This is a genomic window from Actinoplanes sp. NPDC051388 (assembly GCF_055586225.1).
On sequence record NZ_JBVJIP010000010.1, the window covers coordinates 21396 to 33217 of the forward strand.

Genomic DNA, 11822 nt, shown 5'->3' on the forward strand with positions numbered 1-11822 from the left:
ATCCTGGAGCGGGGAGATGGGACGCTCCCGGGACGAGTGGAGGCATCGACGTGACCGACGGCCGGAACTGGGCCCCGCCGCCCGGCCCTGGACAGCCGACGTCACCGGTGGCTTCGCCCTGGTGGACGAACGATGCGCTGCAGGATCCGTGGCGTGACCCGCGGGCCCCGTCGGCGGTGGTGGTCAACACCGCGCCGGTGAGCACCGGACCGCAGCCCGAGGCCATCCCCAACCCCGACGCCCCTCGTCGCGGGCTCGGCCCGGTGCTGGTGATCTGCCTGGTCACGGCGTTGCTGGCGGGCGGGCTCGGCGGCACCCTCGGTTACGTCTTCGCGGTCCGCGGCGGCGTCGGCGGGGCCGGCACCACGCTCGGCACCCCGCAGCAGGACGCTCCGGCGGCCGCCCAGCGTGCCCCCGAGTCACTGGCCGCCGTCGCCAAGACCGTCCTGCCCAGCGTGGTCACGGTCCGGGTCACCGGCGCGATCGGCTCCGGCTTCGTGGCCACCCCGGACGGATACGTGATCACCAACGACCACGTCGTCGAGGGCGCCACCGACGACACGCTCTCGGTGGCGTTCAGTGACGGCTCGACCGCGGCGGCGTCCCTGGTCGGGCGCGACCCCGAGTCGGACATCGCGGTCATCAAGGTCGCCAAGTCCGGGCTGCCCGCGGTCCAGTTCGGCAACTCCGACCAGATCGCGGTCGGCGACCCGGTGCTCGCCTTCGGCTCGCCGCTGGCCCTGGTCAACACCGTGACGTCGGGCATCGTGAGCGCCCTCGACCGCACCATCCAGGCGGGCGAGCCGGGCGGCACCACGCGCTACTACGCGGCGATCCAGACCGACGCCGCGGTGAATCAGGGCAACTCCGGTGGCCCGCTGGTCGACGCGGCCGGCCGGGTGGTCGGGGTCAACTCGGTGATCCGCTCGGTCGGCGGCACCGACACCGAGGCGGGCAACATCGGCCTCGCCTTCGCCATCCCGATCAACCAGGCGCGGCGGGTGGCCGAGGACATCATCGACACCGGCAAGGCCCGGCGCACCGTGATCGGCGCCGAGGTCACCACGGGCGGTGCGGGCGCCGGCACCGGCGCGCGGCTGCGCTCGGTGAACGCGGCCGGACCGGCGGCGGCCTCCGGGCTCAAGGCGGGCGACGTGATCACCAAGATCGACGGGCACGTGCTGGAGGACGGCACCGACCTGATCGCGCTGGTGCGCAAATACGCTCCGGGCGCCACGGTCGCGGTGGAGTTCCGCCGGGGCACGAAGAACGAGAGTGCCTCGGTGACTTTGGCCGCCGACGCGAAATAGCCGCCACACAGCTTTGGTGGCTAGGCTGGGCCGGGATCTAGGGGGAGGCCGCCCGTGTTCGAAAACCTGAACTGGTGGGAGATCGGCGCGCTGCTGATGCTCGCCCTGCTCATCTTCGGCGAGCGGCTGCCCAAGGTGATCGGCGACGGCCTGCGGATGCTGCGCGGGCTGCGGGCGATGGCGCAAAACGCGACCTCGGACCTCAGCCGTGAGCTGGGCACCGACATTCAGCTGCAGGACCTGCATCCCAAGGCGTTCATCCGCAAGCACCTGCTCTCCGAGGAGGACGAGGACGCGCTGCGGAAGCCCCTTCAGGGCCTGTTCGAGGACGTCAAGTCGGACATCAACGGCGTGAAGTCCGATCTCTCCGACGTCGCCAAGGCCGCGGACATCAAGACGCCGGCGGCTGCTCCCGCGGCTTCCGCGAAGAAGGAGCAGCACGCCATCGACATGGATGCGACCTGAGGGCTTAGCCCTTGGTCGTGACGCTCAGGCCCAGCGGCTTGCCGACCAGCGAATCCCGGCGCACCGCCAGCTTTGCCGCCACCGCGTCCAGCGCCTTGGCGGCCGGGGCGTCCGGCGCGGCCAGCACGATCGGGATGCCGTCGTCGCCGGCCTCGCGCACCCGGGTGTCCAGCGGCACCTGACCCAGCAGCGGCACCGAGGCGCCGACCGTCTTGGTCAGTGACTGGGCCACGGTCTCGCCGCCGCCCGCGCCGAAGACCTCCATCCGCGAGCCGTCCGGCAGCTCGAGCCAGGACATGTTCTCGATCACACCGACCAGCCGCTGGTGGGTCTGCATCGCGATGGCGCCGGCCCGCTCGGCCACCTCGGCGGCCGCCATCTGCGGGGTGGTGACCACCAGGATCTCCGCGTTGGGCAGCAGCTGGGCCAGCGAGATCGCCACGTCGCCGGTGCCCGGCGGCAGGTCGAGCAGCAGCACGTCGAGGTCGCCCCAATAGACGTCGGCCAGGAACTGCTGCAGCGCGCGGTGCAGCATCGGCCCGCGCCACACCACGGCGGCGTTGCCCGCGGTGAACATGCCGATCGAGATGACCTTCACGCCGTGCGCCTGCGGCGGCATGATCATGTCTTCCACCCGGGTCGGGCGGCCGTCCACACCGAGCATCCGGGGCACCGAGTGGCCATAGATGTCCGCGTCGACCACGCCGACCGAGAGACCGCGCTGGGCCAGGGCCGCCGCCAGGTTCACCGTGACGCTCGACTTGCCGACGCCGCCCTTGCCGCTGGCCACCGCGTACACCCTCGTCCGGGAGCCCGGCTGCGCGAACGGAATGACCGGCTCCTCGGCCTGGCCACCGCGCAGCGTGGTCTGCAGCGCCTTGCGCTGCTCCTCGCTCATCACCCCGAAGTCGATCTCGACGGTGGTGATGCCGGGAATCTTGGTGAGCGCCGCGGTGATGTCGTTGGTCAGCTTGTCGCGCAGCGGACAGCCGGCGACGGTGAGCAGCAACTCGACCCGGACCAGGTGTTCGGCGACCGAGAAGCCCTTGACCATGCCCAGGTCGGTGATCGGGCGGCGGATCTCAGGATCGTCGACGGTGGCGAGGGCCGACTGGATCGCGTCCTCGATGGTGGGGGCGGGTGCAGACATGCGTTCGAGCTTACTTCGGGGTCAGGCCTGCTCTTCGTCCCACTCCTTGCGCTTGTTCTCCTGCCGCCGTTCGTCCTTGAGCTCCCGCTTGTGCCGCCGGTTGGAGGCCTCGTCCAGCTCGTCGGCCAGCCGGGCCAGCTCACTGCGCAGGAAGTCGCGGGTGGCCACCTCGCCCAGCGCGATGCGCAGGGAGGCGATCTCGCGGGCCAGGTATTCGGTGTCGGCCTTCTGCTGCGCGGCGCGGCGGCGATCCTCTTCCATCGCCAGGCGGTCGCGGTCGGTCTGGCGATTCTGCGCGAGCAGGATCAGCGGCGCCGCATAGGAAGCCTGCAAAGACAAGATCAAGGTCAGGAAAGTGAAGGTGTACGGGTCGAAGCGAAGGTTCTCCGGGGCCAGCGTGTTCCAGGCGAACCAGGCGGCGATCAGGATCGTCATGTAGACGATGAAGTTCGCCGTCCCCATGCCCCGGGCGATGCTCTCCGACCAGCGGCCGAACGCTTCCGGATCAAAGCGGGGGAGGCGGACGCGACCGGGCTCGATCGGCTGATCCAGTCGGTCCCGGCGTGGCTCGGTCATGCTTCAGCGCCTCTTCTGTCCGTCCCTGTCCGTTCCGTCGCTGTCCGTTCCGCGGCTGTTCGTTCCGCGCCTCTTCGTTCTGCATTTTTTCGTTCCGCGCTTTTTCGTTCTGCGCCGGGCAAAATCCCCTGCTCCTCGTCCTCCGCGTCGCGGTCGCGCCAGTCGCGGGGCAGCGAGTGGTCCAGCACGTCGTCCACGGTGACCGCGCCGACCAGCCGGTGCGCGTTGTCCACCACCGGCATCGCCACCATGTCGTAGGTCGCCATCCGCCGGGTGATGTCCTTCAGGTCGGTGTCCGGGTGCAGGGGGTCGATGTCGTTGATCACCAGCCCGCCCAGGATCGAGGCCGGCGGCTCGCGCAGCAGTCGCTGGAAGTGGACCATGCCCAGATATTTCCCGCTCGGCGTGGCGCTCGGCGCCCGGGCCACGAAGACCTGCGCGGCGACCACCGGCGGCAGCTCCGGCTCGCGGATCCGGGCCAGCGCCTCGGCCACTGTCGCGTCCGGCGTCATGATCACCGGTTCCGAGGTCATCACCGAGCCCGCGGTGCCCGGCGAATAGCTCATCAGCTGCCGCACCGGCGCCGCCTCGTCGGGCTCCATCAAGTCGAGCAGCAGCATCTGGTCGGCCTGTGGCAGCTCGGCGAGCAGGTCGGCGGCGTCGTCCGGCTCCATCCGCTCGAGCACGTCCGCGGCCCGCTCCCGGTCCAGTTTGATCAGGATCTCGACCTGGTCGTGCTCGGGCAGCTCTTCGAGCACGTCGGCCAGCGTGCGGTCGCTCAGCGCCGCGGCCACCTCGTTGCGCCGGGCGTCCGGCAGATCCTGCAGCGCGTTCGCCATGTCCGCCGGCCGCATCTGCTCGAGCAGCGCGATCAGGTTGGCCGAGCCCTGCGTGTCGGTGGGTCCGACCAGACCGCGGATCCGGTCGAGCTCGGCCTGGAACACGTGCCCGCGCCGGGCCAGCCGCCCGGTGTGCTCACGAACGGCCACCCGGGTGATCAGCCATTCACCGTTGCGGTGCAGCTCCATGCCCAGGTCGACGACGGTGCCCGGGGTCTCCTCCGGGATGATCGTCACCCGCCGGTCGAGCAGGTCCTCGAGCACCAGCAGCTCGTTCGGCCGCTTCTCGAAGCGGCGCAGGTTGAGCGTGCCGCTGGAGAGCACGACCGCCTCGGAGTCCATGCTCGTGACCCGGCCGATCGGCAGGAAGATGCGCCGGCGCAGCGCCATCTCGGCGACCAGGCCGACGACCTGCGGCGGGCGGTTGGTGGTGCGCAGGCGGACCACGGCGTCGCGTACCCGCCCGACCCGGTCGCCGTTGGGGTCGAACACGGGCAGCGCGGCCAGGCGCGCCAGAAAAACCCTCGTCCCCATGGTCACGGTCTTCAGCCTAGGCCCTCTGGGTTAGGGTCCGGGCATGTCCACCGTGGCGTACGAGATCGTTGACGTCTTCACCGATCGCCCCTTCGCCGGCAACCCCCTGGCAGTCGTCTTCGGAGCCGAATCCCTGGGCGGCGATCAGATGCAGACGCTGGCCAAAGAGTTCCGCCTGTCCGAAACGGTGTTCCTGCTCCCGTCCGCCGAGGCCACCTATCGAGCCCGGATCTTCACCCCCGAAAAGGAGCTGCCGTTCGCCGGCCACCCCAGCGTGGGCGTGGCGGTGACGGCGATGCGCCGCGGCCTCTTCGCCGCGGGGCGGGTGATGCAGGAGTGCGGCGCGGGCCTGCTGCCGATCGAGGTGCAGGAGTCCGGAACGGCCACGCTGACGGGCGGCGAACCGACGTGGGGAGCGGCCCTGGACCCACTCCCGCTCCTGACCCTGGCTGGCCTGTCAGAAGACGACTTCGCCGGTGGTCCGGCCGCTGCCCCAGGTCCGGCCGGCTGCGGCCTGGAGTTCATCTTCCTTCCGGTACGCCGAGAAGCCCTGTCCCGCGCGTCAACCCTGGACCCGGTCGCGGCGGCCAAGGAGGGCGTGTCCCAGATGAGCGTCTTCACCTGGGACGAGACCGCGCGGACGGCCCAGGCCCGGGTGTTCTGCCCAGGGGTGGCGGTCCCGGAGGACCCGGCAACGGGTTCAGCGGCCCTCGGCCTAGGCGTCTGGCTGACCAACGCGGGCTGGCTTCCCGCGGACGGCACCACCGCCTACACGGTCCACCAGGGCATCGAAATGGGCCGCCCGGCAACGCTGGCCTGCACGGTGACGGCCATCGCCACCAGGACGACAAGCGCCACGGTCACCGGCCACGTGGTCCCCATCGCCCGAGGCGAGATAGCCGTCCCACCCTTCATCGGCTGACCCGCCCGTGTGCCCGCCCGGCCGAAACGCAGAGTCTCTGGGCGGGCGAGGCCATGGTTACCGGCCAGGCATCTGCGATCGCCAGGGGTGAGATCGCCTTCCCACGCTGCCGTCAGACGGCGCTGTCGAAGATCGGCGACCGTCCGCCGTGACCGCCCATGTCGGTCCGGCGGACGACCTGATGAGATCGCTCGGAAATGTCGTGGCGCCGCAAACGGCCGGGGCGGCCGTGATCAGCCGGCCTGTGTAGGCGTTTGTTGTGCGGGCGGTCGTTTCGCGTGCCTATTTGCGAAGGGCGGCGGCGGACGCGTGCCTATTTGCGGGGGCGGCGGACCCGGTGCAGGCGGAACGGCCGGCGGGTCTTGTTCCGCGCCGGCGTCTCGCGGGGCGTTTCGGCGCCACCGTCGTCGGGCAGACCGGGCGACGACACCGCGGCCTTGTCGGCCGGAGTCAGCCGGACGACCGCGCAACCCGTCTCGGCCCACCGCGCGACCTGCTCCTCGGCCGTGCCGGATCCGTTGAGCCGCTTGCCGGCGAGCTGCGGCGCCACCGTCGTCCAGTCCTCGGTGCCCGGTTGCAGGCGCTCCACGTCGGCTTCCCAGATCACGATGAGCCCACCGGTGTCCCCGCGCAGCCGCACGCTCGCCCGGGCGGCGTCGGCCAGCCCGGGCGCGCTCTGCTCGCCCGGCCCGCTGACCAGGATCAGAGCCCCGTCGAGCGGCATGCACCAGAGCCCGACCGAGGCCCCACCCTCGACCGCAACCCAGGCGATCGCAGCCTTCTTGACCGCCTCATCGACAAGCTCAGACCCCACGCGCTCATCCTGCCACGTCCACCAACCCCCAGCCCGCCGACGACGCCCCACTCCCACCGCCGGCCCCGAACGCCACCGTGCGCAGCGTGTCCGTCCGTCTCGCTCGGCCCAGGCCAGTCCGGCAACCGCCAGCCGCGCACTGGAGCGACTGTCTTGGAAGCCGACCGAAAACCTCGCGTCAGACCAGGGCCGGAGAGCGGTCGATCAGGGTGAGCAGGTCGGTCAGTGAGCCGACCGCCGGCCCGTCGAAGCCGGTGTCCCGGTCGAAGACCAAATGATCGGCCAGGTCCGGGGCATTGAGCCGCACCGGCGTCATCCCCACCGCCGCCGCCCCGGTCAGTTCCCGGCTGCCGCCGTCGCCCACATACACGCACTCCCCGGGCCGGACCCCGAGCATGTTGCACGCCGTCCAATAGATCCTCGGGTCCGGCTTGCAGAAGCCGACCTCGACCGAGAACACGCGTGCGTCCAGCAACGCCGCGACCGGCAGGCTCGGGAGAAACGCCGGCAGCTCGTGGGTGCAGTCGCTGATCAGGCCGGTCGCCAGGCCGCGCGCCTTCAATGCGATCAGCGTGCTCACCGCGTCGCCGCGCAGTTGGGTGTCCGCCTTCAGCGCATCCACCCGGGCCGGCACCGCGGCCCGCACCTGCGCCGCCCCCGGTCGGCCGCCGGCCTGCTCGGTCACCCATCGTAGGGTGGCCTCGGCGGACCCGAACGTGCCTCGCGCGCGGGAGTGGAACGTGCGATCCAGGACGCCACGGACGGCTTCGGGGTCGCAGCCCAGCTTCCGGGCGATCTCGGCGTGCTGCGGTCCGCGTTTGACGGACCGGGTCAGGGTGCCGAAGAAGTCGAAGACGACCGCGCGGTATGCGGACAAGGTGCACCAGCCTCCCGGGCATGGAAAGGGAAGTGAACAGCGGGCAAGTCGGCGGTGAGCGTAACGATGGCTTCACTTTCCGCTCAACCTTGGTCGACAAACTGTGACGCCTGATGGGGCAAGAAGCGACGGCGAGGGATGAATATGCGTTCAAACCGCGCTTTGCTCACCGTGGCGGCGCTGACGATCGCGGTCCTCGCCGTCTCGTCCTCGGCGCCGCTGATCGCCTTCGCCGCGGCGCCCGCCCTGGCCATCGCCTTCTGGCGCAATGCCCTCGCGTCCGTGGTGCTGACGCCGATCACGCTGGGTCCGCGCCGGGCGGAGTTCCACGGTCTGCTGCGCGACAAACATCGCGACGGCCTCTTCTGCGTCCTGGCCGGCGTCGCCCTCGCCGCGCATTTCGCCACCTGGATGCCCAGCGTCCAGCTCGGCTCGGTGGCGACGGCCACCGCCCTGGTCGCCACGCAGCCGGTCTGGCAGGGCCTGATCGCCGCGGCTCAGGGCCGGCGCCCGTCGCCCGGCGCGTGGGTCGGCATCGGCTTGGCCGTAGCGGGCGCGGCCTGGGCCACCGGCGCCGATATCGGCGTCTCCCCCCGCGCGGTCCTGGCCGACGTGCTGGCCCTGATCGGCGCCATCGCCGCGGCGGTCTACACCGCCCTGGGCGAGCGCGTCCGCGCCCGCCTCAGCACCACCACCTACACGTGGGCTTGCTATGGCACCTGCGCGGTGGTCCTGCTGGTCGTCTGCGTCACCCTCAAAGCCCCCTTGACCGGGTACGCCCTGAGCACCTGGCTGGCAATCCTGGCAATCGTCGCCGGCGCCCAGCTCCTCGGCCACTCCATGTTCAACTACGCCCTGCACCACACGACCGCCACCACGGTGAGCGTGCTGATCCTCCTGGAAACCCCGGGCGCAGCCCTGCTGGCCTGGGTCTGGCTGCATCAGCAGCCCCGCCTGGCCTCGCTGCCCGGCTTGTTCCTGATCCTCCTGGGCGTGGCCGCCTTCATCCTCACGTCCCGCCGCCCCCCACCCGCCCGTAACCCCACCCCGTCCCTGGCCGACGCGGCGGACCCGACCCCCTGACCGACGCTCGAATGGCGGGGCGGGCCGCGACGCGCTAGAGAAGAGGGATGTTGGTCACGCCGCCGGAACTGCAAGCCGCCATGGGCCGGATCGAGCGGCTCGGACAGACCGAGTTCGCCGACTCCTTCGCCGGGCTCGAGGTCGACCAGGAGCGCGCGCTGGCCGTCGTCTATCGGGTGCCGTCGGCGGCGTTCGACGAGGCCGCCGAGCGTGCCGCGGAAGGCGCCCAGCTGCTGTTCCGGGATGCCGCGCACAGCGCCGCTGAGCTGGCCGGATGGCACGACCGGGTGGTCGCCGACCTGCCCCACTGGTCGAACGCCGGCGTGGAGATCAGGACGGTCGGCGCCCGGCACGACGGCGCCGGGGTGGAGGTCGGCGTGGCTGATCCGGCCGTCGCCGACCGGCTGCGCGAGCGTTACGGCGTGGACGCTCCGCTGATCGTGGAGAGCCAGGCTCCGGTGCGAACCTTCGGCCCGAAGCGTCAATAGGTCGAGGGGTCCGTGGTCTCGCTCAGCACGATCGCGAAGATCAGGAAGCCGGCGATGACCAGGCCGAGAGCGAAGACCGACCAGCCCACGATGATGCCCGCCAGGGCCATGCCGGCGCCCTGCGAGCCGTGGGCCCGGATGCGTTTCTGCGCCACGTGGCCGAGGATCGCCCCGACCAGGCCGAGAACCGCGCCGATGCCCCAGGTGCACAGGCCGAGCACCGAGACGCAGGAGACCACCAGGGAGCCGATGGCCAGGCCCTCGGTGTGCCGCGGCGGCGGATAGTTCAGCTGGCTGTAGGGGCTGCCGTACCCATAGCCGTAGTCGTATCCATATGGCTGCTGCACCTGGCCGTAGGTTTCGGGCGCATAGCCCTGAGGTTGCTGGTACGGCTGGATCGGATCCGGCGGAAACGGACTGCCCGGGCCCGGCGGTGGAGGGTAGGTCATGGTGTTCTCCGTCCGGCGGATCGCTTAGTCCGTCAGGATAGCCAGGGCTGTCATCCGTGACCGTCCCGTCGCGGACACAGCGGCACATATCCGCGAGGGCACATATCGGCATCACTCGGGAGACGGCACGTCGACCCCCATGTTTGCCCCGGCCCGCGCGACCGGGCAGGATCGCCGCATGGTCTTCGACGCCCGCTCCCGCAGCGGCAGCCGGTCGAGGCGGGACGCGACGCGTCCCGCGCCGCCCGGCCGTCGGCCACGCAGCTCCACGTCCAGCACCAGCACCGAGTCCACGCCGGAGGCCGAGATGGGTTTCGACGACCCCGAGAACGAGACGGAAGAGTTTCCCGTCACCCTGCGGCTGGACGGCAAGGTCGCGCTGATCACCGGCGCCGGCAGCCCGGACGGCATCGGTTATGCCACTGCCCGCCGGCTGCGCGACCTGGGCGCCCGGGTGGCCATCGTGTCGACCACGCGCCGCATCCACGAGCGCGCCTCCGAGCTCGGCGTCACCGGCTTCGTCGCCGATCTGACCGACGAGTCCGAGGTGGGCGCCCTGGCCGACGCCGTGGCCGACTCGCTGGGCGACGTCGAGGTGCTGGTGAACAACGCCGGCCTGGCGAGCCGGGCGAGCCCCGAGGTGCTCCGCCCGGTCGCGCAGCTGACCTATGACGAGTGGCGCGCGGAGATCGACCGCAACCTGAGCACGGCGTTCCTCTGCAGCCGCGCCTTCGTGGGCGGCATGTCGGAGCGCGGCTGGGGCCGGATCGTGAACCTGGCCGCCACCGCGGGGGCGATCAACGCGCTGCCCACCGAGGCGGCCTATGCCGCCGCGAAGGCCGGCGTGGTGGGCCTGACCCGGGCGCTGGCCATGGAGCTGGTCGCCGACGGCGTGAACGTCAACTGCGTCGCACCGGGCACGATCTATACCGCCGCGTCGACGGTGACCGAGATCAAGCAGGGCCTGGGCACGCCCATAGGGCGACCGGGCACGCCGGACGAGGTCGCGGCCGCGATCGCCTTCCTCTGCTCGCCGGCTGCTTCCTATATCACCGGGCAGATGCTGGTGGTCGACGGCGGCAACAGCGTGCGCGAGGCCGAGTTTCGCTGACGGCGGCGCCGGTCGACCGGGCGATGCCACGGTCGACCGGCACTGAGCCGGCGAAAAGGTGCTGGGCCGGCGAATTGCTGGGCCGCTGGTAGGTGCTGGGCTGCTGGTAGGTGCTGGGCCGTTAGTAGCTGCTGCTGCCCGAGCTCGCGCCCAGGATGCCGGCGAGCACTGCGAACGCGCAGAAGCCCACATAGGCGATCGTGATGATGTAGCCCAGCCAGAGTCCGGCGGTGGCCAGGCCCTCGCCCTGCTCGCCGGTCTGCCGGATCTGCTTCTTCGCCACGTGGCCCAGGATGATCGCGGCCGGCGAGAAGATGAAGGCGAAGACCAGCGCCAGGATCGCCATCGTGTTCGTGGTGGCGACCTGCGGGGCATAGGGCTGCTGGAAGCCGGGCCCGGTCTGACCGTATTGCGGCGCGCCATAGGCGGGCGGCGGATAGGGCTGCCCGCTGGACGGTGCGCCACTGGACGGCGAGTACGGATCCTGCGAATACGGCGACGGCTCGTAGGGCTGCCCGTACGGCTGCTGTGGCTGATAGGGGTCGGGCGAGCCGCCGGAAGGCGGATAGGTCATGTCGGTCCTCCTCGTTCACCCGGCACCGTACTAGTCGCGGGGAAGAACCGGACACCCCGATGCTGGTGTGTTCCGTGCTTGTGTCGATGTTGCGATCGATCAGCGGGATCGGCTGAGCCCCGCGGCGGCCCGCTCCACGGCCAGACAGCGGTCCTCGACGTAGTCGATGCCCGCCTCGGTCGCGATCTGCCGCGCCTCGGCGGAGACGATGCCAGACTGCAGCCACACGGCCGGCGCCTTGATCGCGACCGCCTGCCGCACGATCTCCACGGCGTCCGCCGCGGGCCGGAAGATGTCCACGAGGTCGACCGGCTCTCCGATATCCGCCAGCGTGGGCACCGTCTTGATCCCGAAGATCTCGTCCGTGAACGGATTCACCGGAATGATCCGCCACCCGTGCCGCAGCATCTGCAACGGCACCGAGTGCGACGGCTTCCACGCCTCGCGAGAGGCGCCGACAACCGCGATGACCTCGGCATCCCGCAGGATCTGCTCCGCACTCCGCATCCCACGACTGTAGCCAGGCAGCGCACCCCCGACGGTGCCCAGAAGAAACTCGGCACGCGCGGTCAGAGCGCGGCACAGCGCGGGCGGTGAGGGCGCGGCGCGGCGCGGCGTGGGCGGTGGGGG

Annotated in this window: 14 protein-coding genes and 1 pseudogene; 6 read left to right on the forward strand and 9 right to left on the reverse strand. The window is 71.1% G+C overall.

The annotated features are described in order from the left end of the window. Nucleotides 1-50: 50 nt before the first annotated feature. Nucleotides 51-1310 carry a S1C family serine protease gene (locus tag ACZ6TI_RS24580; protein WP_465347480.1) on the forward strand — a complete coding sequence of 420 codons (1260 nt, stop codon included), beginning with the start codon at nt 51-53 and terminating at the stop codon, nt 1308-1310. Nucleotides 1311-1364: 54 nt separating this feature from the next. After that, nucleotides 1365-1775 (forward strand): twin-arginine translocase TatA/TatE family subunit, encoded by a 411-nt coding sequence (locus tag ACZ6TI_RS24585; RefSeq protein ID WP_465347481.1) that lies wholly within the window; start codon nt 1365-1367, stop codon nt 1773-1775. A gap of 4 nt (nt 1776-1779) precedes the next feature. Here the strand turns inward: ACZ6TI_RS24585 and ACZ6TI_RS24590 are convergent, their stop codons facing one another. The 3 genes and pseudogenes from ACZ6TI_RS24590 to ACZ6TI_RS24600 all read right to left on the reverse strand — a co-directional run. Next, nucleotides 1780-2925 (reverse strand): Mrp/NBP35 family ATP-binding protein, encoded by a 1146-nt coding sequence (locus ACZ6TI_RS24590; protein WP_465347482.1) that lies wholly within the window; start codon nt 2923-2925, stop codon nt 1780-1782. A gap of 21 nt (nt 2926-2946) precedes the next feature. Then, on the reverse strand, nt 2947-3501 hold the full coding sequence (locus ACZ6TI_RS24595; protein ID WP_465347483.1) for a DUF1003 domain-containing protein: 555 nt from the start codon (nt 3499-3501) through the stop codon (nt 2947-2949). A gap of 143 nt (nt 3502-3644) precedes the next feature. Further along, nucleotides 3645-4880 (reverse strand): annotated as a pseudogene (locus ACZ6TI_RS24600) (magnesium transporter MgtE N-terminal domain-containing protein); the annotation flags it as partial. A gap of 37 nt (nt 4881-4917) precedes the next feature. Between ACZ6TI_RS24600 and ACZ6TI_RS24605 the strand changes: the two are divergent. Then, on the forward strand, nt 4918-5796 hold the full coding sequence (locus ACZ6TI_RS24605; RefSeq protein WP_465347484.1) for a PhzF family phenazine biosynthesis protein: 879 nt from the start codon (nt 4918-4920) through the stop codon (nt 5794-5796). 313 nt (nt 5797-6109) lie between these two features. On the opposite strand, the gene ACZ6TI_RS24610 is transcribed toward ACZ6TI_RS24605, so the two are convergent. Next, a complete protein-coding gene (locus tag ACZ6TI_RS24610; RefSeq protein ID WP_465347485.1) occupies nt 6110-6610 on the reverse strand; it encodes a hypothetical protein in 501 nt (166 codons plus the stop codon). 178 nt (nt 6611-6788) lie between these two features. After that, nucleotides 6789-7487 (reverse strand): HAD family hydrolase, encoded by a 699-nt coding sequence (locus tag ACZ6TI_RS24615; RefSeq protein WP_465347486.1) that lies wholly within the window; start codon nt 7485-7487, stop codon nt 6789-6791. A 138-nt stretch (nt 7488-7625) separates the two neighbouring features. Here ACZ6TI_RS24615 and ACZ6TI_RS24620 point away from each other — a divergent pair, with 138 nt between their 5' ends. Both ACZ6TI_RS24620 and ACZ6TI_RS24625 read left to right on the forward strand, forming a co-directional pair. Further along, the gene (locus ACZ6TI_RS24620; protein WP_465347487.1) at nt 7626-8570 is read left to right on the forward strand and encodes a DMT family transporter; all 945 of its coding nucleotides are present in this window, start codon (nt 7626-7628) and stop codon (nt 8568-8570) included. A 47-nt stretch (nt 8571-8617) separates the two neighbouring features. Further along, nucleotides 8618-9058 carry a hypothetical protein gene (locus ACZ6TI_RS24625; RefSeq protein WP_465347488.1) on the forward strand — a complete coding sequence of 147 codons (441 nt, stop codon included), beginning with the start codon at nt 8618-8620 and terminating at the stop codon, nt 9056-9058. On the opposite strand, the gene ACZ6TI_RS24630 is transcribed toward ACZ6TI_RS24625, so the two are convergent. Further along, nucleotides 9052-9507 (reverse strand): DUF4190 domain-containing protein, encoded by a 456-nt coding sequence (locus tag ACZ6TI_RS24630; RefSeq protein ID WP_465347489.1) that lies wholly within the window; start codon nt 9505-9507, stop codon nt 9052-9054. The two genes, ACZ6TI_RS24625 and ACZ6TI_RS24630, sit on opposite strands and share 7 nt — an antisense overlap. Before the next feature lie 111 nt (nt 9508-9618). Further along, complete coding sequence (locus tag ACZ6TI_RS24635; protein ID WP_465347490.1) at nt 9619-9801, reverse strand: hypothetical protein; 183 nt, start codon at nt 9799-9801, stop codon at nt 9619-9621. Between the two features lie 13 nt (nt 9802-9814). Here ACZ6TI_RS24635 and ACZ6TI_RS24640 point away from each other — a divergent pair, with 13 nt between their 5' ends. Continuing rightward, nucleotides 9815-10618, forward strand: a complete 804-nt coding sequence (locus tag ACZ6TI_RS24640) for an SDR family NAD(P)-dependent oxidoreductase (RefSeq protein ID WP_465347491.1) — start codon at nt 9815-9817, stop codon at nt 10616-10618. 121 nt (nt 10619-10739) lie between these two features. Here ACZ6TI_RS24640 and ACZ6TI_RS24645 read toward each other — a convergent pair whose 3' ends face one another. Further along, nucleotides 10740-11192 carry a DUF4190 domain-containing protein gene (locus tag ACZ6TI_RS24645; protein ID WP_465347492.1) on the reverse strand — a complete coding sequence of 151 codons (453 nt, stop codon included), beginning with the start codon at nt 11190-11192 and terminating at the stop codon, nt 10740-10742. Between the two features lie 99 nt (nt 11193-11291). After that, nucleotides 11292-11699 (reverse strand): CoA-binding protein, encoded by a 408-nt coding sequence (locus ACZ6TI_RS24650; RefSeq protein WP_465347493.1) that lies wholly within the window; start codon nt 11697-11699, stop codon nt 11292-11294. Between the last annotated feature and the right edge of the window lie 123 nt (nt 11700-11822).